Raw genomic sequence first — 20,827 nt, 5'->3', positions numbered from 1 at the left:
GCAGGCCCCGTCTCAGCGCCCTCGTCAGGCGAGCCGGTTGCTGCCCGTGGCTTAGCGCGGCTTGGTTACTGCGGATCCAACACGATCGTGAGCGTGCCCGCCGTGCGGGTCGTGGGTTCGGTCAGTTCCACCGTGAACCTCTCGGCCAGCGCCGCGCTCACCTGCCCCACGGTGTCCAGCGGACGCCCCGCTCCCCCGATCTCGCACAGCGCACGGGCCACGAGTCCCCGCGTGTGTTTGGCGTGATGTGACACCACGGACCGGCTCCCGTCCGGCTTGAGCTGCTCGACCCGTACCGTAACGGTCCGCGCGGCGGGAGGTTTCCACGCCGCGGCGTAGGCCGCCGAGCGACAGTCCACGATCACGCCGTCGGCGGCGAGCGCGTTCAGCACCGGGGTCAATCGCGGTTTCCACCACGCACCGAGCTTGCCGGTGTCCGGCAGCGCGGTCCCCATACTCAGGCGGTAGGCGGGAATGCGGTCGGTGGGTCGCACCGCGCCCCACAGTGCGGAGATCACGAGCAGCGACGCATCGGCGACCTCGCGGGCCTCGGGGGCGAGGGAGCTGACATCCAGCGCGTCGTAGAGCACCCCCGCATAGACGTCGGGGGCGAGCGCGGCAGGTGCGGTCGCGAGTTCACGGTTGCGGGCGACGTCGTCCGCGAGCGACGGCCCCACACCCAGGATCTCTAGGGCGTCCGGGCGTTCGCTGACCTCGGCGAGGTGCTCTGCCAACACTGCGCGATCACGTGAGAGCTCGGGGAAGCTGAGTTCGGCGGGCATGACGGGATTCCCGGTCGCGGGCGCGGTCTTGGACTCGGAGGGAGGCAGCAGAATCAGCACCCCACGAGTGTAGAGGGACAGGTGGGCCTGTGAGCCGGGTTCTGTGCCGCGGGCGGTTACCCGCACCGCGGTGACGACCATCCATCTAGACCGTGCGTTGCCGCACGGCTCGAGCAGCCTACCCGGACGCTCGGGCGAGCAGCCCTCGAACGCGCCCTGCATGGCCTTGCTCCGGACGGGGTTTACCGAGCCGCGCCGGTCACCCGGCGCGCTGGTGGTCTCTTACACCACCTTTTCACCCTGACCCGCTCGCGGCGGGCGGTCTGTTTTCTGTGGCACTGTCCTGCGGGTTACCCCGAGTGGGTGTTACCCACCGTCCTGCTCTGCGGAGCCCGGACTTTCCTCGAGACGCCGTCCTTCACGACGACGCCGCGCGGTCGCCCGGCCCACCTGTCCGCTGTCGATCCTACCGCGCCGCCGGGCCACCCGACGCTCAGCGCCTGGCACCCCTAGCGCGAGGCACCCGAGTCAATGCGAGCGGCCAACGAGGAGCGGGCCGCGCAGTTCAGGACCGGACGCGCGCGAACCCGGGCTCACACCAGCAGCAGTGCGGAACACTCGGGGCACTGCGGCACGATCTGCTGGGGAGTATTCGTCAGCGTCGCGGCGTCGGCGGGGCTCAACCGGGTGCCGCACGCCCCGCACGTTCCGGTCTCGAAGCGTGCGACGGCGATCCGGCCTCCCCCGCGGGCGGTGCGCAGGCCGTCGTAGCGGCTCAGCAGGGCGGGATCAGTGAACTCCGATACACGCGTGGAGCGCTCCGCGGTCAGCCGCGCGTGCTCCTCTTTGAGCCGGGACAGCTCCGCGTCCCGCTCGGCCACCGCCGCGCGGGCCTCAGCGTCCGCGGCGCGCAACAGGGGCAGCTTCCGGTCCCGGTCCGCGGTGACCTCCTCGGCGTGGTCCATGGCCTGCAACTGCGCGTCCTCGGCCCGTCCGCGCTGCGCGGTGAGGGTGTCGATCTCGTGCTGGATGCCCATGAGGTCCTTGGCGGAGCCGCCGTGGTTGAGCCGCTCGGTGTCCTTGTCGATCCGGTCCTGGATCCGGGTGACCTCCAGCTCCGCCTCGGCCACCGCCCGCTCGGCCTCCTGCTGGGCGGTCTCGAGGGCGCGGGCCGCCGCGATCGCCTGCGTCCGCCGGGCCATGAGGGAAGCCACCCGCTCGGAGGTCTGTAACTCCTTGGCCCGGGCCATCACGGTGAGCAACCGGGAGTCCACGGACTGGAGTTCCAACAGGGCGGGAAGGGCCGAGCGGGGCGAGGTCATGGCGTTCTCCTGGGGTGCGGCTGGTTGAGTGCGGTGGCAGGTCCGCGTGTGCTTCAGGTCCCGGGCGTGTCGATCCGGAAGTCCCACGGATCGGTGCGCAGCGAGCTGACGGAGGTCTCCACGGCGAATCCCCGCCGCTCGAGTTCGTGCCGCAGGTCCTCGGCGGCCCACGGCAACCACAGGGCCTCGCTCGCGGAGTGGGCGGCGTCGATCAGGGCCGGTGTGCCCGATCCCCCGGGGCCCAGGGCGGCTTCCCGCGCTTCGGAGGCCGGGTGGTGGCGCAGGTCCGCGGTCACGAACACGTCCGCCCCGTGGGCCCGGACCTCGTCGAAGAGGGAGTCCCCGGAGCCCCCGCACACCGCCACGGTGCTCACGGGTCGCTCGGGATCGCCGGCCACGCGCAGGCCCTGCGCCGTGGGCGGGATCCGCTGCGCGAGTCGGTCCGCGAGTTCGCGCAGCGTCACCGGCGTGGTCAGGGTCCCCACCCGACCCAGCCCCACGCGGGGGTCCATGTCGTGCGGGACGAGCGGAGCGGCGTCGTCGGGAGAGACACCGCACGCCGCGATCAGCGCGTCCGACACGCCCCGGCGCGCGGAGTCCGCGTTCGTGTGGCAACACAGCAGGGCGCAGCGGTTCTCGATGAGGTCGTGGATCGCGCGGCCCTTGAACATGTGCGCGGCCACCGACGTGACCCCGCGCAGCAACAGCGGGTGGTGGGTCAGCAACAGGTCCGCGTCCCTGGAGACGGCCTCGTCCACCACGGCGGCCACGGGATCCACCGCGAAGTGGATCCGCCGGATCGGCTGCTCCGCCCGCCCCGTGACGAGCCCGGACGCGTCCCAGTCCTCCTGCAACGGGAAGGGCCACAGAGTGTCCGCGGCGGCGAGCACGTCCTCGAGCGTGGGCGGGGCGTCGGACGGGCGTTCGGTGCTCATGGCCTCATCCTAGGAGTTCGCGCTGGGCGAGCGGCGGGAATCTTCTGGCGCGTCACGCGTTGTACTGGGCATGACTTCATCGACACCGCAGACGTTCGTGCTGGCCGGTGGCTGCTTCTGGTGCCTGGACGCCGTCTATCGCAGGGTGCGCGGCGTGCAGAGGGTGCGCAGTGTGTACACGGGAGGGCACACGGACCACCCCGACTACGAGTCCGTGTGCTCGGGCACCACGGACCACGCCGAGGCCGTGGAGGTCACGTTCGATCCCTCCGTGGTTCCCGCCGACGTGATTCTGGACCTGTTCTTCACGGGCCACGACCCCACTACGCTCAACCGCCAGGGCTACGACGTGGGCACGCAGTACCGCTCCGCCATGTTCCCCGCCGACGACGAGCAACGGCGCCTCTTCGAGGCCGCGATCTCCCGGGCGCAGACCCTGTTCGACGATCCCGTGGTGACCACCATCGAGCCGCTCGGGCCCGTGTACGAGGCAGAGGACTTCCACCAGGACTTCTACGGGAACCAACCATTCAACGGCTACTGCCAAGTGATCATCAACCCCAAGCTCGCGAAGGTGCGCCAACATTACGCCGTGTGGCTGAACGACTGAGCCGCCACCCGGGCCACCGATACGCTGGGAAAGATTCTGTGCGGGGACCGGCACGTGCGCCATGCCCCGCGGACCGACTGAACAGGAGACATGTCATGGGCAAGATCTACAACGACGTCACCGAGGTCGTGGGAGGCACTCCCCTCGTCCGCCTGAACCACCTTGACAAGGACCTCCCCGGCAACGTGGCCGTGAAGCTCGAGTTCTACAACCCCGCCAACTCCGTGAAGGACCGGATCGGCAAGGCCATCGTGGATGCCGCCGAGGCCTCCGGCCAGCTCAAGCCCGGTGGGACGATCGTGGAGGGCACCTCCGGTAACACGGGCATCGCCCTGGCCATGGTGGGTGCTGCCCGCGGGTACAAGGTCATCCTGACCATGCCCGAGACCATGTCCACCGAGCGCCGGGTCATGCTGCGCGCCTACGGTGCGGAGATCGTGCTGACCCCGGGTGCCGACGGCATGCGCGGCGCCGTGGACAAGGCCCAGGAGATCGTGGACTCCTCGGACAACGCGGTCCTCGCGAGCCAGTTCGCCAACCCGGCCAACCCCCAGGTGCACTACGAGACCACGGGCCCCGAGATCTGGAACGACTCCGACGGCGCCGTGGACGTCTTCGTGGCCGGTATCGGCACGGGCGGGACCATCTCCGGCGCCGGCAAGTACCTGCGCGAGCAGAAGCCGGACATCCGGCTCGTGGCCGTGGAGCCCTCCGACTCCCCGCTGCTGACCGAGGGCAAGGCCGGCCCCCACAAGATCCAGGGTCTCGGCGCGAACTTCGTCCCGGACGTGCTCGACCGTGAGATCTACGACGACGTCTACGACGTCACCGTGGAGAACTCCGTGAAGTACGCCCGCGAGCTCGGCACCCAGGAAGGCATCCTGGGCGGCATCTCCTCGGGCGCCATCGTGTGGGCCGCCCTGCAAGAGGCCGCCAAGGAGGAGAACCGGGACAAGCTCATCGTCGCCGTGGTGTGCGATTTCGGTGAGCGCTACATCTCCACGATCCTGTACGAAGACATCCGGGGCTGATCCACTCGACCCGACCGTGCGGGTGTCCGGGATGCGCACCACAAGTGAGGCGCACCCCGGGCACCCGTTCTTCACGGCGGGCGGCCCACCCCGGCACACCACGGAAGAGGAAACACACGTGAGCTTCTGGCGCAGACTCAACGAGGACCTCGACACGGCTCGGACGCACGACCCCGCGGCGCGGTCCAACCTGGAGATCGCTCTGAACTACTCGGGGCTGCACGCCATTTGGGCCCACAGGTTGTCCCACCGGTTGTGGCGCAACCCGGACCGCCGGTTGCTGGCGCGCACCGTGTCCCAGCTCGCCCGCTGGGCCACGGGCGTGGAGATCCACCCGGGCGCCACGATCGGTCGGCGCTTCTTCATCGACCATGGCATGGGTGTGGTGATCGGTGAGACCGCGGAGATCGGTGACGACGTGATGATCTATCACGGCGTGACCCTCGGTGGTCGCTCCTTGGAACCCGTCAAGCGTCACCCCACGATCCAGGACCGCGTGACCATCGGTGCCGGTGCCAAGATCCTGGGTCCCCTGACCGTGGGCCATGATTCCTCCGTGGGCGCCAATGCCGTGGTGGTCAAGGACGTCCCCGAGGACTCGATCGTGACCGGCATCCCCGGCAAGGTGCGCCGGCGCACCCCGGAGAAGCAGGAACCGCTCGTGGACCCCGCGACCTACATCGATCCCGCGATGTGGATCTGAAGCTGACTACCTGACGGGTTCGACGAGAACGGGCCGGGTCTCCACGTGGGGGCCCGGCCCGTTCTCGCTACCACCCCCTGTCTCGGGAGCGGTCGACGGTTCACGTGCTCAGGACACGACCTCGGAGCGGTCCCCGCTCCACAGCACGTGGAAGCTGGAGTCCGGGTCGTCGATGCGCTTGTACGTGTGGGCACCGAAGTAGTCCCGCAGGCCCTGGGTCAGGGCGGCGTTCAGCCGCGGGCGGCGCAGAGCGTCGTAGTACGCGAGCGCGGAGGAGAACACCGGGGCGGGGATGCCGCGTTCGACGGCGCGTGCCACCACGCGGCGCCACGACGGCAGTGCGTCCTCGATGGACGTGATGAATTCGGGCGCGAACAGCAGGTTCAACGGGGCCTTGTCCCCCTGGTAGGCGGCCATGATCACGTTGAGCAGTTCGGCGCGGATGATGCAGCCGTTGCGCCATAGGCTCGCGATGGTCGCGAGGTCCAGCTGCCAACCGTACTCCCGCCCGGCCATGGTGAGCATGTCCAGGCCCTGCGCGTAGGACACGAGCTTGGACGCGTACAGCGCCTTGCGCACGTCCTCCACGAACCCGGGGTCCTTCACGACGTCCTCGGTGGTGTCCCCGATGCCGGCTGGCAGCACCTCTTGGGCCTCCTTGCGCATCACGGGCTCGGAAGATGACAGGGCGCGGGCGAACACCGACTCGGCAATCGCGGTGACCGGTGAGCCCAGTTCCAGGGCTTCCTGCACGGTCCAGCGGCCGGTGCCCTTCTGACCCGCGGCGTCCGCGACGACGTCGATGAAGGGCTTGCCCGTCCGGGAGTCCACCTGACGCAGCACCTGCGCGGTGATCTCGATGAGGTAGGAGGACAGCTCGGTGGCGTTCCATTCCTCGAACACGTCCGCCTGCTCGGCGGGCTCCAGTCCGGCCACGGAACGCAGCAGCTCGTGCGCCTCACCGATGACCTGCATGTCCGCGTACTCGATGCCGTTGTGCACCATTTTCACGAAGTGACCCGCGCCGTCAGTGCCGATCCACGCGCAGCACGGAGCGCCGTCGTCCGCCTTGGCGGAGATGTCTTCGAGCATGGGGCCCAGGCTCTTGTAGGACTCCTCGGAACCACCCGGCATGATGGACGGGCCGTTGAGGGCGCCCTCCTCACCGCCGGAGACACCCACGCCCACGAAGTGCAGGCCCTTCTCTGCGCACTCGCGCTCACGACGCCGCGTGTCCTGGAAGTAGGAGTTGCCACCGTCGATGATGATGTCGCCCTCGTCCAGCAGCGGGGTCAGCTGCTCGATCACGGAATCCACGGGCGCGCCCGCCTTGACCATGATCAGCACGCGGCGCGGCTTCTCGAGGGAATCGACGAGCTCCTCCATGGTCTCGGTGGGGATGAAGTCCCCCTCGGAACCGTGCTCCTCCATGAGGGCCGTGGTCTTGCCCTCGGAACGGTTGTGCAGGGCCACGGTGTACCCGTGGTGCGCGAAGTTGCGGGCCAGGTTGGCGCCCATCACGGCCAGGCCGGTGACGCCGATGTGAGCTTTCTTTTCTGCTGCCATGGTCCCTAGCCTACGCATCTGCCCTGTGGGGTTGCAGCGATTGCCGCCTGTTCCCCCGGACACGCTCGGACATGCAGAAATCCCCGGGACCTGAGTCCCGGGGATTTCTCGAAGTGGTGGAGACCGACGGAATCGAACCGCCGTATCTGTCACGCCCGAAAGCGATCTAGCGCACCAGCGTCCCCTCAAGCAAGACACGTCACCGAGCGCGTTTGCATCATCAGCTTAACGCATCGTGACCGCGCGGTGTCAAACGCGACGCCGAACGGGGAACCTATGGTGGTCAACATCACACACGGACTCGTGCATCGTGTTGGGTCCCGCCGTGACCTGCGGGTAGGCTGATCCGCAATCGGGTGCTGGCAGCTGGTCCAGTCGTGCCCACCCGATCCCGGGCCTTTAGCTCAGCTGGTAGAGCGCCACGTTTACACCGTGGATGTCATCGGTTCGATCCCGGTAGGGCCCACCACGCGTACGACGAACGGACGTCAAGTCCACCGCGCTGGGGTTACGGCATGGCCCCGGCCTATCTCCTAGGACGAGCGATGCAGGTCTACTGAGACGGTGGGGACTCTCCGAGCACATCGTGGACGGCGTCGTCGACACGAGTATCAACGGCACGTTCCTGAGCCCCGTGGCCGCATTGGTCGCTAGCAGCATCGAACTCGCACAGGTGCGCAAGGCGCATCTCAGGGCGATCTCCGCGGGACCCGGAGGGAACCTTCCGGTCCCTCACGCCACGGGCGGGCGCCACATCCCGATCGCGGGGACCGTCCCGCGGGACGGCACCGGTCCCCGGGAGATGAACCCGAAACGCGAGTAGAAGGGCACGAGGTCCAGCGTGGAGGCCTCCAGGTACGCCCCAGTGTGCTCGCGGTCGATGTGGGCGAGCCGTTCGTTGAGCAGCATGCTCCCCACGCCCGTCCGCTGCAGATCGGGCAGGGTCCCCACGGCCTTGAGGTACCAGTGCGGGGTAGCTGGATGCTGGCGATGGGCCAGGAACTCGGTCGCAAGGGCATCCGGGAGGCGATCACGGAACACCCGCGCGTAGGCCAGCAGACCCGGAAGCATCCGAGGGATCGAGACCTTGCTTCCGGGGGCCTCCCACAGGGCCACGCCCAACGGACGCTCCTCACCCCGCCGCTCGGCGAGATACGCGTGGCCGCCCGCCTGCAGGGTCTCCCGCACGATGCGCTCCCACAGGACGGTCAGGGACCCGATCACGTCACCGGGCGGGAGCAGACCCACCACGTGGGGGTCCACCGAGAACGCCCGGGCCAGGGTCGCGGCGGCGCGCTGCGTGTCCGCGGCGGCCGCGGGGAGGATGTCGATCTCCTGCGCGGCGTCGTGGTCGGCGCCCTGAGTCGTATGCACAACCAGAGAGTAACAGCACGCCCCTAAGAGCGGGCCGGGTGCCGAACCCGTCCATGACGAGCTCGTTCACCCAGCAGGCAAAGGACGTGCGACGCTCAGAGAAGCCGCGGCTGCGTGGGCGTCTCCGCCGGTTTCTTGGCCCGACGACGCCGCGTCGGAGCGGTCTTTTTCGGTGCCGTGTCGTCCTCGGGGGCCTCCGCGGCAGTGTCCTCCGACGCCGCGTCCGTGCCCTGCGCGGGGCGCCGGCCCGAGCGACGTCGTACGCCACCGTTGGTTCCCGGACCCGCAGCGGGAGGAACGAGGGTCTGCTGACCCGCGAGCTCCGCCTGCTGATCGCGCAGCACGTTGATCGCGCGCTCAAAGTCCTCGAGGTCGTCGAACGCCTGGTACACGGACGCGAACCGCAGGTAGGCCACGACGTCCAGGCGGCGCAGGGGCGGGAGGATGGACAGGCCCACGTCGTGCGCCTCGACCTCCGCACTGCCCGAGGCCCGGATGGATTCCTCGACCTCCTGGGCGAGCATCGCGAGGTCGTCCTCGCTGACGGGGCGACCCTGACATGCCTTGCGCACGCCGTTGACGATCTTCTGGCGGTCGAACGGTTCGGTCACCCCCGAGCGCTTGATCACCGAGATGGTCGTGGTCTCGAGCGTGGAGAAGCGTCGGCCGCACTCGGTGCACCGGCGGCGTCGGCGGATGGATGTGCCGTCGTCCGAGGTGCGCGAATCCACCACCTTGGAGTCGTTGTGCCGGCAGAACGGGCAGTGCACGGCTCAGCCTTCCCGGCCCGGTGCGGCGGCCTCGGAGCGGATCGTGACGGCCCGGCCGTGCGCGGGCAGATCCTCGGTGTCCGCGAGCGCCACGATGTCGTCCTCGAGCTGCGCGAGCGCCTTCTCGTTGTACTCGATGACCTGCACGGCCTTCATGAACGACGCCGCCTGCAGTCCCGAGTTGAACACCGCGGTCCCGCCCGTGGGCAGCACGTGGTTGGAACCGGCGGCGTAGTCCCCGAGGGGCACGGGACTGTACGGGCCCACGAAGATCGCGCCGGCGTTGCGCACTCGCGCGGCCACCACGGCGGCGTCCCGCGTGTGGATTTCGAGGTGTTCGGCGGCGTACGCGTCCGCAACCGCCACGGACTGGTCGAGGTCGTTCGTGAGCACGACCCCGGACTGGGGTCCACCCAGTGCCGTGGCGATCCGCTCACGGTGTTTGGCGGCGGGCACCTGGACCGCGAGCTGCTCCTCGACCGCCCGGGCCAGGTCCTCAGAATCGGTGATCAGCACGGACCCCGCAGCGGGATCGTGTTCGGCCTGCGAGATGAGATCCGCGGCCACGAACCTCGGATCCGCGGAGTCGTCGGCGAGCACCGCGATCTCGGTGGTGCCGGCCTCGGCGTCCACGCCCACCACGGAGCGCAACTGCCGCTTGGCCATGGCCACGAAGATGTTGCCCGGGCCGGTCACGGTGTTGACGGGTTCCAGGACGTCCTCACCATCGGTGATCCCGTAGGCCAAGGCGGCGAGCGACTGCGCGCCGCCTACGGCCCACACCTCGTCCACACCGAGCAGACCGGCCGCGGCCAGGATCACGGGGTGGGGCAGTCCGTCGAAGTCCTTCTGGGGCGGCGAGCACAGCACCACGGATTCCACGCCCGCGGCCTGGGCCGGCACGACGTTCATGACGACCGAGGACGGGTACACGGCCAACCCACCGGGGATATAGAGCCCTGCGCGACGCACCGGGGTCCACCGGTGGCGCAGGACGGCACCGGTGGCGACCTCCACGCTCACGTCCTGCGGCCGCTGCGCCCGGGCGAAGGCGCGCGTGCGCTCGATCGCGGACTCCAGTCCGTGGCGCACCGCGGGGTCGAGTTCGGCCACCGCGCGCTCGATCTGCTCGGGCGCCACCCTGATCCGCTGCTGGTCCACGCCGTCGAACGTGAAGGCGAGATCCCGCAGCGCCTGCGCGCCGCGGGAGCGGACGTCCTCGATGATCGAGCGGACGCTGTCCTCCGCCTCAGCGACCGACGACGCCGCTTGGCGCGGCACCGCCGCACGCAGCTCGTTCCAGTCCAGGTGCCGTCCCCGCAGGTCGATGACCCGCAGGTGGGAACCGATGGTCGCCGGGGATGCGGATTCAAGGCTGTACTCACTCACCCGCCCAGTCTACAATCGCGCCCCGCGCGGACCGCTCGGGCAACACCCGCACACGGCTAGAACCCACGCACCGGGCATGCCGAGGTCACGCAGCGTCAAGTCCGACGCCGCGCGGCGGCCTGGGCAGCGTCGCGCAACTACCCGTGCGGCGTCGAACCGCGGCCCGTTCGACGCCGCCCGTTCACGAGCGCCCGGTGACGCGCCCGGCGCCGCGTCGTCACGCCTCGAGGCAGGCCGGGCCCAGGAGGACCTTGAGGTCACCGAACAGGGCCGGCGACGGGTTGACCCGGTACTCGGGGCCCAGGCGCATGACCTGGACGCTGCGATGCGTGTCCAAGTGGATCCGCACCTCCGAGTCCCCCTTGTGATTGCGCAGCACCTCCCCGATCCGGCGGATCACGGCCTCCGTGGCCCGGTGCTCGGGCAGGGCCACGCACACGGGTCCCGAGGAACCATCCACGCTCAACTCGGGCACCGTGAGTTCCTGGGCGGAGATGGAGATGGAACCGTCGTCGCGGCGCTGCATACGGCCCTTGATCACGCAGATCAGGTCCTCGGCAAGGACCCCGGCGATGGGCGCATATGCCTTGCCGAAGAACATGATCTCGATGGATCCCGAGCGGTCCTCGAGCTCCACGCGCGCGTACGCGTTGCCGGACGACTTCGCGATCCTGCGGGACAGGGACGTGATCATCCCACCCACGGTAATCACCGCACCGTCGGGACGGGTGTTCTCCTCGGTGAGCAGCGAGGCGATCGCGGTGTCCGTGTACTGGCCCAGGGCGTCGTCGAGCCCGCGCAGGGGATGGTCGGAGACGTAGAGACCGAGCATCTCGCGCTCGAACGCCAGCAGGTCCTTGCGCTCCCACTCGGGGACCTCCGGGACCTCCACGGAGAACGTCTCCTGCTCGGCGTCGTCGGCGCCGCCCATCGCGAAGATGTCGAACGTGAACTCGCCGTTGTCCTCCTTCTTCTTCTGCGCGACGACGTCCTCCACGGCTTGCTCGTGGCACATCACCAGGCTGCGGCGCGTGTGACCCAGCTGGTCGAACGCACCGGCCTTGATCATGGACTCGATGGTGCGCTTGTTGCACACCACGGCCGGGACCTTGGCCAAGAAATCGGTGAAGGACGTGAACTTGCCCTGCTCGGTGCGCGCGTCCACCATGGCCTGCACCACGTTGGACCCCACGTTGCGCACCGCGCCCATGCCGAAGCGGATGTCGGTGCCCACCGGGGTGAAGTTCAGTTCGGACTCGTTGACGTCCGGGGGCAGCACCGTGATCCCCATGTGGCGGCACTCGGTCAGGTACATGGCGAGCTTGTCCTTGTCGTCACCGACCGAGGTGAGCAGCGCGGCCATGTACTCGGCCGGGTAGTGCGCCTTGAGGTACGCCGTCCAGTAGGACACGAGCCCGTAGGCCGCGGAGTGTGCCTTGTTGAACGCGTAGTCCGAGAACGGCAGCAGGATGTCCCACAGCGCCTTGATCGCGTCCTCGGAGTACCCGCGGTCGATCATCCCCTGGTGGAAGCCCTGGTACTGCTTGTCCAGCTCCGCCTTCTTCTTCTTGCCCATGGCGCGGCGTAGGATGTCCGCCTGACCCAGGGAGTAGCCGGCCACCTTCTGGGCGATCGCCATGACCTGCTCCTGGTACACGATCAACCCGTACGTGGTGCCCAGGATCTCCGACAGCGGTTCCGCGAGCTCCGGGTGGATCGGCGTGATCTCCTGCGCGCCGTTCTTGCGCAGCGCGTAGTTGGTGTGCGAGTTCGCACCCATGGGCCCGGGGCGGTACAGCGCGATGGTCGCGGAGATGTCCTCGAAGTTGTCGGGGCGCATCAGTTTGAGCAGCTGACGCATGGGCCCGCCGTCCAACTGGAACACCCCGAGGGTGTCACCGCGCGCGAGCAAGTCGTAGGAACCAGCGTCGTCGATCGGCAGGTGCTCGAGGTCCAGGACGAACCCGTCCCGGTTGAGCGTGATGTTCTCGAGGGCATCCGAGATGATCGTGAGGTTGCGCAACCCCAGGAAGTCCATCTTGATCAGCCCCAGCCCCTCGCACGTGGGGTAGTCGAACTGGGTGATGACCTGCCCGTCCTGCTCGCGGCGCATCAACGGGATGATGTCGATCAGCGGGTCCGAGGACATGATCACACCGGCCGCGTGCACACCCCACTGGCGCTTGAGCCCCTCGAGGCCCTGGGCGGTCTCGAAGACCTTCATGGACTCGGGGTCGTCCGCGAGGATCTCGCGCAGCTCCCCCGCCTCGTCGTAGCGCTTGGCCTCCTGGTCGTAGACGTCCTGCAGGGAAATGCCCTTGCCCATGACGTCCGGCGGCATGGCCTTGGTCAACCGCTCCCCCATGGAGAACGGGTAGCCCAGCACGCGGGAGGAGTCCTTGAGCGCCTGCTTGGCCTTGATGGTGCCGTACGTGACGATCATGGCCACGCGCTCGTCGCCGTACTTCTCGGTCACGTAGTGGATGACCTCGGAGCGGCGGCGATCATCGAAGTCGACGTCGAAGTCGGGCATGGACACGCGGTCCGGGTTGAGGAAGCGCTCGAAGATCAGCCCGTGCTGCAGCGGGTTGAGCTCGGTGATGCGCATGGCGTACGCGACCATGGACCCCGCACCGGAACCACGGCCCGGACCCACGCGGATCCCGTTGTCCTTGGACCAGTTGATGAAGTCCGCGACCACCAGGAAGTAACCGGGGAAGCCCATCTGGATGATGATCTTCTTCTCGTACTCGGCCTGCTCGCGGACGTCGTCCGGGATGCCCCCGGGGAAGCGGTAGTGCAGCCCTTTCTCGACCTCCTTGATGAACCACGAGGTCTCGTCCTCGCCCTCCGGGGTGGGGAAACGCGGCATGTAGTTCGCGGAGGTGTCGAAATCCACCTCGCAGCGCTCGGCGATCTCCAGGGTGTTGTCGCACGCCTCCGGGAAGTCCCGGAAGAGCTCGCGCATCTGTTCCGGGGATTTGAGGTAGAACTCGTCCGCGTCGAACTTGAACCGCTTGGGGTCCTGCAACGTGGAACCGGACTGCACGCACAGCAACGCGGCATGGGATTTGGCGTCCTCCGCGTGCGTGTAGTGCAGGTCGTTGGTGGCCACGAGCGGCAGGTTGAGCTCTTTGGCGAGCTTGAGCAGGTCCTGCGTGACCCGCTTCTCGATCCCGAGCCCGTGGTCCATGAGTTCGCAGTAGAAGTTCTCTGCGCCGAAGATGTCCCGGAACTCGGCGGCCGCCTGCACGGCCTGGTCGTACTGACCCAACCGCAAGCGGGTCTGCACCTCACCGGACGGGCAGCCCGTGGTGGCGATCAGACCCTTGCCGTACTGGTTGAGCAGTTCCCGGTCCATACGCGGCTTGTACAGCTGACCCTCGAGCGACGCCTTGGTGGACGCGCGGAACAGGTTCTGCATGCCCTCGCTCGTCTGCGCGAGCAGGGTCATGTGGGTGTAGGCACCGGCGCCCGAGACGTCGTCGCGCCCGCCGTCCGCGAACTTCACGCGGGAACGGTCCTGCCGCGCGGTGCCCGGGGTCAGATAGGCCTCCACACCGATGATCGGCTTGATCCCCGCGGCGCGCGCCTTGTTCCAGAAGTCGAACGCCCCGAAGACAAAGCCGTGGTCCGTGGTGGCCAGGGAGTCCATGCCCAACCGGTGGCATTCCTCGAAGAGGTCGGTCAGGCGCGCGGCACCGTCCAACATGGAGTACTCGGTGTGCACGTGGAGATGGGTGAAGCCTTTTTTGCCGGTCGCCGAAGTCACCGCCCCAGTCTAGGACCCCGCACCGACCCGCTGAGGGTGGACGCGGTGGAGATCCGTCACAGCTGCGGGCCGCCCTCCCGCAGCGTCTCCACGGCATAGGCGAGATCCGCGGGATAGGGGCTCGTGTACTCCACGTCCTCCCCCGTGTCGGGGCTCGTGAACCCGAGCCGCGTGGCGTGCAACCACTGCCGCGTGAGCCCCAGCCCCGCGGACAGCGCGGGATCCGCCCCGTACGTGAGATCCCCGCAGCACGGGTGCTGCAGGGCGTTGAAGTGCACGCGGATCTGGTGGGTGCGCCCGGTCTCCAGGTGCACCTCCACGAGGGACGCCCGCCCGAAGGCCTCGAGCACCTCGTAATGGGTCACGGAACGGCGACCGTCCTGCAGCACCGCGAAGCGCCACTCGTGTCCCGGGTGCCGCCCGATTGGGGCGTCGATGGTTCCCTTGAGCGGATCCGGGATGCCCTGGACCACCGTGTGGTAGACCTTGGTGACCGTGCGCTCCTTGAAGGCGCGCTTGAGCACCGTGTAGGCGTTCTCGTCGCGGGCGACGACCATGAGCCCGGAGGTCCCCACGTCCAGGCGGTGCACGATCCCCTGTCGCTCGGGAGCCCCCGAGGTCGCAATCGTGATCCCAGCCCCGGCCAGCGCCCCGGCCACGGTGGGTCCCTTCCACCCGGGCGAGGGGTGCGCGGCAACCCCTGCGGGTTTGTCGATCACCACGTAGCCCGGGTTCACGTGCACCAGGCGTAGATCCGGAACGTGCTGCGCGGCGATGCGGTGGGGGTCCTCGGGCACCGGGACCTGGACCGTGTAGGTCTCGGCCGCACCCACCCTGTGGGACTTGGGCGCGGGCCGCCCCCGGAAGCTCACCCGCTCCTCGGCGCACAACTGTGCCGCCGCCGAACGGGACAAACCCGTCCAGGCGGCCACGGCGGCGTCGAGCCGGGAACCTTCCTGCTCGGCCGTGGCCGTGAACCGCTCGCTCACGTACTCGGGTTCGGAACCGGTGGGGCGAGTGTGCTCAACGGCCACGGGGCACCTCCATCTGGCGATTGGTCATGATCAGCACGAGGATCAGCACCACGCCCACGACCACCCCGCAATCGGCCACGTTGAAGATCGCGAAGCGGGGCACCGCGATGAAGTCCACCACGTGTCCGTGCGCGAAGGAGGGCTCCCGGAACAACCGGTCGGTGAGGTTGCCCGCGGCACCGCCCAGGACCAGTCCCAGGGCGAGCGCCCACAGCGGGTCCCGCACCCGGCGCAGGTTCCACAGGATCGCAACGATTACCACGGCCATCACGATCGTGAAGACCCACGTGAAGTTGGAACCGAGGGAGAACGCCGCGCCGCTGTTGCGGATGTGTTCCCACCACAGCAGGCCGGGGATCACGGGGTACTGCCGGCCGATCGGGAGGTTCTCCACGACCCACAGTTTGCTTAGCTGGTCCGCCGCGTACCACGCTGCGGCCACGAGCAGGGAGATGACGAGGCAGCGGCGGCCCACCCGGGAGGTCCCGGGGGCCGCCGCCGCGTCAGGGGTATGTTCCGTCACCGGCGCTTACTTGGCGCCCGTGCGCTTGGTGGTCGCGGAGACGGGAGCGTCAGCGGGCTCGAGCGATCCGGTGTTGGCGAGATCGTTCAGCTGGGCGTTGAGGAAGCTCTTGAGGTTGCCGCGGTAGTCCTCCTCGAAGCTGCGCAGCTGCGCCACGGAGGCCTCGAGGTCCACCTTCTCGCGCTCGAGCGAGGACAGGGTCTCCTCCTTGGTGCGCTTGCCGTCCGCCACGAGCTGGTCCGCTTGGGTGCGGCCCTCGGTGATCAGGCGCTCACGCTCGGCCTGGCCCTGCGAGACGTAGTCGTCGTGCAGCTTCTGCGCCATGGCGAGCACCGCGGCCGCGGACTCGGCGGACTCGGTGGTCGGGACGTTCTGCGTCGCAGCAGGCTGGGCGGCGGTCGACGACGTCGTGCCCGCGCTCGGAGCGACCGTCGCGGCGGTGCTCGAGGACTGCTCGTCCGTCACGCGCACGGGCTCGGACACCGTGGTCGTCTCGGAGGTCTCGGTCACCGAGGCGGCCGGAGTCGCCGTGGTCTCCTGGACGTCCTCGGTGGACTGCGAGACCGCGGAGGTCTCCACGGCGGACTCCTCGGGGCGCCCACCCAGGGTCTCGACCTGCTTGCGCAGGGCGTCGTTCTCCTGGTTGAGGCGACGCAGCTCCACGACGATCTCGTCGAGGAAGTCGTCCACCTCGTCCTGGTCGTAGCCCTCACGGAACTTGGTGGGTTGGAAGCGCTTGTTGATGACGTCTTCGGGTGTCAAAGCCATGAGATGTCCTCACTCCTCTAGATGAATTGAACCGCTCGGATGGTGACCGTGCCCGGTGGTGACTGCCGCCGTTGCGCGGTGAATTCTGGCCCAGGATACAGCCGCGTGGCCGCGCCCGGGGCACGGACCGCTCAGCCGCGCAGCAGGAAACCGGCCAGGACGGCCTGCAGGATGCTGACGGCGAAGACCAGGATCAGGAACCCCAGGTCCAGCGCTACCCCGCCGAAGCGCAGCGGCGGCACGAGCCGGCGCAGCGCCTTCATAGGGGGATCGGTCAACGAGTAGATCGTGGACGCCGCCACGAGCGCCATACCCTTGGGACGCCAGCCGCGCGCGAACATCTGTACCCAGTCCAGCACGAGGCGGCCCAGCAGGGCGATGTAGAGCACGTGGACCACGAGGTAGACGATCGACAGCACCAGGCCCATGCTCAGCCCTCGACCCGCTGGACCGAACCGGTATCCTCGTCGATCTCGTCCGAGTGGCCCTGGTCGAGGACCTCCACGAAGGACGGGGTCAGCAGGAACACCTTGGCGGTGACCCGTTCGATGGACCCGTGCAGGGCGAAGACCAGCCCCGCGGCGAAGTCCACGAGACGCTTGGCCTCGGCCTCACCCATGTCGGAGACGTTCATGATCACCGGTGTGCCGTTCCGGAACGCCTCACCGATGGATTTGGCGTCGTTGTACGACCGGGGGTGCACAGTGGTGATGGTGCGCAATTCGTTGTCGTCCTCTCGGGAACTGGGAGCCCGCTTGATGGGGGTCACGGGGGCTCGGTACTCGGGGGACCGGCGGGCCATGGAGGTGCTGCCAGTCTCGCTCACCGCAGTCGTGGAACCGCTCGAGGCGTGCTGGGGGGTCTCCCGAGGGCGGGGGGTTTCTTCGGAGTGGTACTCGTCGTCGCTCTCGGCCAGCCCGAGATAGACCATGGTGCGACGCAGCGCTCCGGCCATATTCTCTCCTCAATCACAGAACGGACCGACTCAGGTCGGCCCGCATGTCGTCCGTCCTTACGCTACCGCACGGCGGGCCGCGGCCCGAGAACATCCGAACCGATCCGCACGTGCGTGGCCCCCGCGGCCACGGCTGCTTCGAGGTCTGCGCTCATGCCTGCGGAGATCGCCCGCGCGTCCGGGAATTCCCGCTGCATTTCCTGGGAGAGACGCCACAGTGTCTCGAAGGCCTCCCGCGGCTCGGCGCCCAACGGGGCCACCGCCATCACACCGCCCACGCGCAACCCCTCGGTCCCCGCGAGCGCCCGCGCGAGCTCCAGGACGGTGTCCGGGTGCGCTCCCCCGCGGTGACCGTCCGGCTCGGCAGCCGGGTCCAGGTTGACCTGCACGAGACACGGCAGATCGGCGTCGTCGCACGGGGCGGGCCGCGCGTCCCCCGCGAGGGCCGCGTCGCGGTGCGAACGCACCGCCTTGCCGAGCGCGGTGACGAGCGAAGGTCGGTCCACGGAATGCACCCAGGACGCGTACTTGACCACGTGCTTGGCCTTGTTGGACTGCAACTGCCCCACGAAGTGCCACGCGGGAGGGCTCACGGGAGGCTCCTGTCGGGCGAGGGTCTCAGCGACCTCCGCGGCCTTGGGCCCGGCCTCCTGGTCCTTGTTCTCCCCCACCGCACGCACGCCCAGTTCCCGCAGGCGCAGGACGTCCTGGGCGGGGAAGAACTTGGTCACGACCACGAGCGAAGGCAGCTCGCCCCCGCGGGCGCGCTCGGGCGCGCGGTCCTCGGCCGCGCGCAGGATCCGTTGGCGCACCGCGGACAACCGCTGCGCGAGTTCCGCGGTGCGACCCGCGTCCTGCGGATCAGTGGTGTCCATTATGCGGTGCCCCTCCCGTTGCGGGCCCACACGAGCCCGGCCAGTCGTTGCGGTGTGGTGTCCCGGCGGTACGAGTACAGCGCGCGGTGCTCGAGCGTGCACCAGGCCTTGCGATCCGTGCCTGCGGTCGCGACGCTCACGCCCCGCTCACGCAGCAGCGCGTCCGCGGCACTCGGCAGGTCCAGGCCGGGGGTGCCCCACGCCGTGGTGGTCGCGATTCCGGGCAGCGCGGCCTCGGCCGCCTCGGCCATCTCCGCGGGTACCTCGTAGCAGTCCCCGCACACCGCGGGGCCGATCCACGCGGTGATCCCGGTGGCACCGCGGTCCTCGAGCGCGCCGACGGTGTGCTGCAGGACCCCGTCCAGCAGACCCTTGCGGCCCGCGTGGGCCACCGCGAGGACCGGCGCCGCGGCGTCGTCGTCCGTGCGGCCCACGAAGACCACGGGAAGGCAGTCCGCCGTGAGGATCCCCAGGGGCGTGCCGTCCGTGCTCACGGCCGCGTCCGCCTCGGGGGCCTGTTCGGGGGCGTCGGTGCCCGTGGCGTCGTGCACGGTGGTGCCGTGCACCTGGTGTACGAACCGCACGCCGCGCGCCCCGGTGCCCAGCTCGCGCTCCACCGTACGACGCCGCTGCCGCACCACCGCGGGATCGTCGCCAGTGTGCGTGGCCAGGTTGCCCTCGGTCGCATCCGTGAACGCGATCCCCACGCCGTGGTGCTCGCTGCGGAACCACATGCCGCTCTCCTTCCAGTGCCGCGCCTCGCGATGGGCGCGGGAACGTCGGCGGGGTGGTCACCTCAGCGGTGACCACCCCGTCGTGCATCCGTGGGCCGTTCGTGCCGTGGGGTGCTCGGGCGCCTCGGTACCGCGTGCCCGCGGCCACCGGACCCGGTGTCAGTCCCCCGGAACGGTGCGCGCGACGCGCACCGCCGGACTCACTTCAGGAAGTCCGGGAAATCCAGGGAGTCCTTGCGCCCGGAGGTGTTCGAGGACGACGGCGCGTCCGACTCCGCGGGCAGGTCGACGTCGAAGCCCGCGTCGTCGGGGATGTCGTCGTCCTGGTTCTGCCGGGACCCGAAGCCCCCGGCGGGAGCGCCGTAGGACGAGCCGCCGCGCTGCGGGGAACGACCCAGACCCGAGGGCCGGGTCGCGTCCCCGCCGAAGGCCGCGCGGGTGTTCTCCGCCTGGCGCTGCGCGGGCGAGGAGTTGTTGGCGTTGGTCTCCTGCGAGACCGAGTCGAACCCGGCGGCGATGACCGTCACGCGGGCCTGGTCCCCCAGGGCGTCGTCGATCACGGCACCGAAGATGATGTTGGCCTCCGGGTGGGCGACCTCCTGCACGAGGCGCGCGGCCTCGTTGATCTCGAACAGACCGAGGTCTGAACCACCCTGGATGGACAGCAGCACACCGTGGGCACCGTCAATCGAGGCCTCGAGCAGCGGGGACGCGATCGCGAGCTCCGCGGCCTTCACGGCACGGTCCTCGCCCTGGGCGGAGCCGATGCCCATGAGCGCCGAACCGGCACCCTGCATCACGGACTTGACGTCCGCGAAGTCCAGGTTGATCAGGCCCGGGGTGGTGATCAGGTCAGTGATGCCGGAGACACCGGACAGCAGTACCTGGTCCGCGGACTTGAAGGCGTCCAGCATGGACACGTTGCGGTCCGAGATGGACAGCAGGCGGTCGTTGGGGATCACGATGAGCGTGTCCACCTCGTCCCGCAGGGTCTCGATGCCGTTCTCGGCCTGGTTGGACCGGCGCCGACCCTCGAAGGTGAATGGGCGGGTGACCACACCGATGGTCAGCGCGCCGAGCGAGCGGGCGATGCGGGCCACGACGGGCGCGCCACCGGTACCGGTTCCGCCACCCTCGCCGGCGGTCACGAAGACCATGTCCGCGCCCTTGAGGACCTCCTGGATCTCCTCCTCGTGGTCCTCGGCGGCCTGGCGTCCCACGTCCGGGTTGGCGCCGGCGCCAAGACCGCGGGTCAGTTCGCGGCCAACGTCCAGCTTGACGTCCGCGTCCGACATCAACAGTGCCTGGGCGTCCGTGTTGATGGCAATGAACTCGACGCCACGCAGACCTTCTTCGATCATGCGGTTGACGGCGTTGACACCGCCGCCGCCGATGCCGACCACTTTGATGACGGCCAAGTAGTTCTGGGGGGTTGAGGAGTCCATATGCACCTAACTCGCGTGGGCTTGCGGGAACGTGGGATGTTCGGTTGGGGTAAAGTTTCAACCCTGAGGTGAAACTCCCGGGATATTGGCACCCGCGGGTGCAATATCCTGATCAGGGTAAGGATAACAACCCCGCTCTGTTCTCCGTATCATGCTCCCACGTGTTACCGGAGTTTGCCATACATCCCCTGGTCGCGCCCAACTTTAAAGTCTCAGGCATGGGTTGAGAAAATGCGCTG

General features: G+C 68.9%; 19 protein-coding genes, 2 tRNA genes and 1 other RNA gene. 4 read left to right on the top strand and 18 right to left on the bottom strand.

Annotated elements, in window-relative coordinates:
- Nucleotides 1-65 precede the first annotated feature (65 nt).
- From IE157_RS05720 to IE157_RS05705, 4 genes are all read right to left on the bottom strand, one after another.
- The gene (locus IE157_RS05720; RefSeq protein ID WP_193519409.1) at nt 66-842 is read right to left on the bottom strand and encodes a YaaA family protein; all 777 of its coding nucleotides are present in this window, start codon (nt 840-842) and stop codon (nt 66-68) included.
- 14 nt (nt 843-856) lie between these two features.
- An RNA gene (gene rnpB, locus IE157_RS05715) (RNase P RNA component class A) lies at nt 857-1,235 on the bottom strand.
- 140 nt (nt 1,236-1,375) lie between these two features.
- A complete protein-coding gene (locus IE157_RS05710) occupies nt 1,376-2,104 on the bottom strand; it encodes a zinc ribbon domain-containing protein (RefSeq protein WP_193519408.1) in 729 nt (242 codons plus the stop codon).
- Nucleotides 2,105-2,157: 53 nt separating this feature from the next.
- Nucleotides 2,158-3,039 carry a Nif3-like dinuclear metal center hexameric protein gene (locus IE157_RS05705; RefSeq protein WP_193519407.1) on the bottom strand — a complete coding sequence of 294 codons (882 nt, stop codon included), beginning with the start codon at nt 3,037-3,039 and terminating at the stop codon, nt 2,158-2,160.
- 70 nt (nt 3,040-3,109) lie between these two features.
- Here IE157_RS05705 and msrA point away from each other — a divergent pair, with 70 nt between their 5' ends.
- The 3 genes from msrA (at nt 3,110) to epsC (ending at nt 5,383) form a co-directional block, all read left to right on the top strand.
- Entirely contained in the window at nt 3,110-3,649 is a 540-nt protein-coding gene (msrA, locus tag IE157_RS05700; RefSeq protein WP_193519406.1) for a peptide-methionine (S)-S-oxide reductase MsrA, read from the top strand.
- A 95-nt stretch (nt 3,650-3,744) separates the two neighbouring features.
- Complete coding sequence (gene cysK, locus IE157_RS05695; RefSeq protein WP_144996844.1) at nt 3,745-4,680, top strand: cysteine synthase A; 936 nt, start codon at nt 3,745-3,747, stop codon at nt 4,678-4,680.
- 118 nt (nt 4,681-4,798) lie between these two features.
- Nucleotides 4,799-5,383, top strand: coding sequence for a serine O-acetyltransferase EpsC (epsC, locus tag IE157_RS05690; protein ID WP_035961303.1), 585 nt, complete (start codon nt 4,799-4,801; stop codon nt 5,381-5,383).
- Nucleotides 5,384-5,491: 108 nt separating this feature from the next.
- On the opposite strand, the gene gndA is transcribed toward epsC, so the two are convergent.
- A complete protein-coding gene (gndA, locus tag IE157_RS05685) occupies nt 5,492-6,949 on the bottom strand; it encodes an NADP-dependent phosphogluconate dehydrogenase (RefSeq protein WP_098054562.1) in 1,458 nt (485 codons plus the stop codon).
- A gap of 114 nt (nt 6,950-7,063) precedes the next feature.
- Nucleotides 7,064-7,134, bottom strand: a tRNA-OTHER gene (locus IE157_RS05680).
- A gap of 208 nt (nt 7,135-7,342) precedes the next feature.
- Between IE157_RS05680 and IE157_RS05675 the strand changes: the two genes are divergently transcribed.
- Nucleotides 7,343-7,418 (top strand) — tRNA-Val (locus tag IE157_RS05675).
- Nucleotides 7,419-7,681: 263 nt separating this feature from the next.
- Here IE157_RS05675 and IE157_RS05670 read toward each other — a convergent pair.
- From IE157_RS05670 to ftsZ, 12 genes are all read right to left on the bottom strand, one after another.
- Nucleotides 7,682-8,323 carry a GNAT family N-acetyltransferase gene (locus IE157_RS05670; protein ID WP_193519405.1) on the bottom strand — a complete coding sequence of 214 codons (642 nt, stop codon included), beginning with the start codon at nt 8,321-8,323 and terminating at the stop codon, nt 7,682-7,684.
- Nucleotides 8,324-8,418: 95 nt separating this feature from the next.
- Nucleotides 8,419-9,093 (bottom strand): transcriptional regulator NrdR, encoded by a 675-nt coding sequence (gene nrdR / locus IE157_RS05665; protein WP_193519404.1) that lies wholly within the window; start codon nt 9,091-9,093, stop codon nt 8,419-8,421.
- Between the two features lie 3 nt (nt 9,094-9,096).
- Nucleotides 9,097-10,482 (bottom strand): histidinol dehydrogenase, encoded by a 1,386-nt coding sequence (gene hisD / locus IE157_RS05660; RefSeq protein WP_193519403.1) that lies wholly within the window; start codon nt 10,480-10,482, stop codon nt 9,097-9,099.
- 217 nt (nt 10,483-10,699) lie between these two features.
- Nucleotides 10,700-14,194 carry a DNA polymerase III subunit alpha gene (gene dnaE / locus IE157_RS05655; RefSeq protein ID WP_241246733.1) on the bottom strand — a complete coding sequence of 1,165 codons (3,495 nt, stop codon included), beginning with the start codon at nt 14,192-14,194 and terminating at the stop codon, nt 10,700-10,702.
- Nucleotides 14,195-14,310: 116 nt separating this feature from the next.
- Nucleotides 14,311-15,288: an RluA family pseudouridine synthase gene (locus IE157_RS05650; RefSeq protein ID WP_085105923.1), complete on the bottom strand. Its 978-nt coding sequence runs from the start codon at nt 15,286-15,288 to the stop codon at nt 14,311-14,313.
- Nucleotides 15,278-15,811, bottom strand: a complete 534-nt coding sequence (gene lspA, locus IE157_RS05645; RefSeq protein ID WP_098054566.1) for a signal peptidase II — start codon at nt 15,809-15,811, stop codon at nt 15,278-15,280. Before lspA ends, IE157_RS05650 begins: the two co-directional genes overlap by 11 nt.
- A gap of 6 nt (nt 15,812-15,817) precedes the next feature.
- On the bottom strand, nt 15,818-16,579 hold the full coding sequence (locus IE157_RS05640) for a DivIVA domain-containing protein (RefSeq protein ID WP_193519402.1): 762 nt from the start codon (nt 16,577-16,579) through the stop codon (nt 15,818-15,820).
- Between the two features lie 131 nt (nt 16,580-16,710).
- On the bottom strand, nt 16,711-17,007 hold the full coding sequence (locus IE157_RS05635; protein WP_064845731.1) for a YggT family protein: 297 nt from the start codon (nt 17,005-17,007) through the stop codon (nt 16,711-16,713).
- A gap of 2 nt (nt 17,008-17,009) precedes the next feature.
- Nucleotides 17,010-17,534, bottom strand: coding sequence for a cell division protein SepF (locus IE157_RS05630; RefSeq protein WP_064845732.1), 525 nt, complete (start codon nt 17,532-17,534; stop codon nt 17,010-17,012).
- Nucleotides 17,535-17,596: 62 nt separating this feature from the next.
- Complete coding sequence (locus IE157_RS05625; RefSeq protein ID WP_193519401.1) at nt 17,597-18,409, bottom strand: YggS family pyridoxal phosphate enzyme; 813 nt, start codon at nt 18,407-18,409, stop codon at nt 17,597-17,599.
- Entirely contained in the window at nt 18,409-19,143 is a 735-nt protein-coding gene (locus IE157_RS05620) for a polyphenol oxidase family protein (RefSeq protein ID WP_064845734.1), read from the bottom strand. The genes IE157_RS05625 and IE157_RS05620 overlap by 1 nt, the downstream gene beginning before the upstream one ends.
- Before the next feature lie 200 nt (nt 19,144-19,343).
- On the bottom strand, nt 19,344-20,588 hold the full coding sequence (gene ftsZ, locus IE157_RS05615; RefSeq protein WP_064845735.1) for a cell division protein FtsZ: 1,245 nt from the start codon (nt 20,586-20,588) through the stop codon (nt 19,344-19,346).
- Between the last annotated feature and the right edge of the window lie 239 nt (nt 20,589-20,827).

It is taken from the genome of Kocuria marina (assembly GCA_014652975.1).
In the GTDB taxonomy this organism is placed as follows: Bacteria; Actinomycetota; Actinomycetes; order Actinomycetales; family Micrococcaceae; genus Kocuria; species Kocuria marina.
The sequence above is the reverse complement of the archived record's forward strand: the minus strand, read 5'-3'. Positions and strand labels throughout refer to the sequence as shown.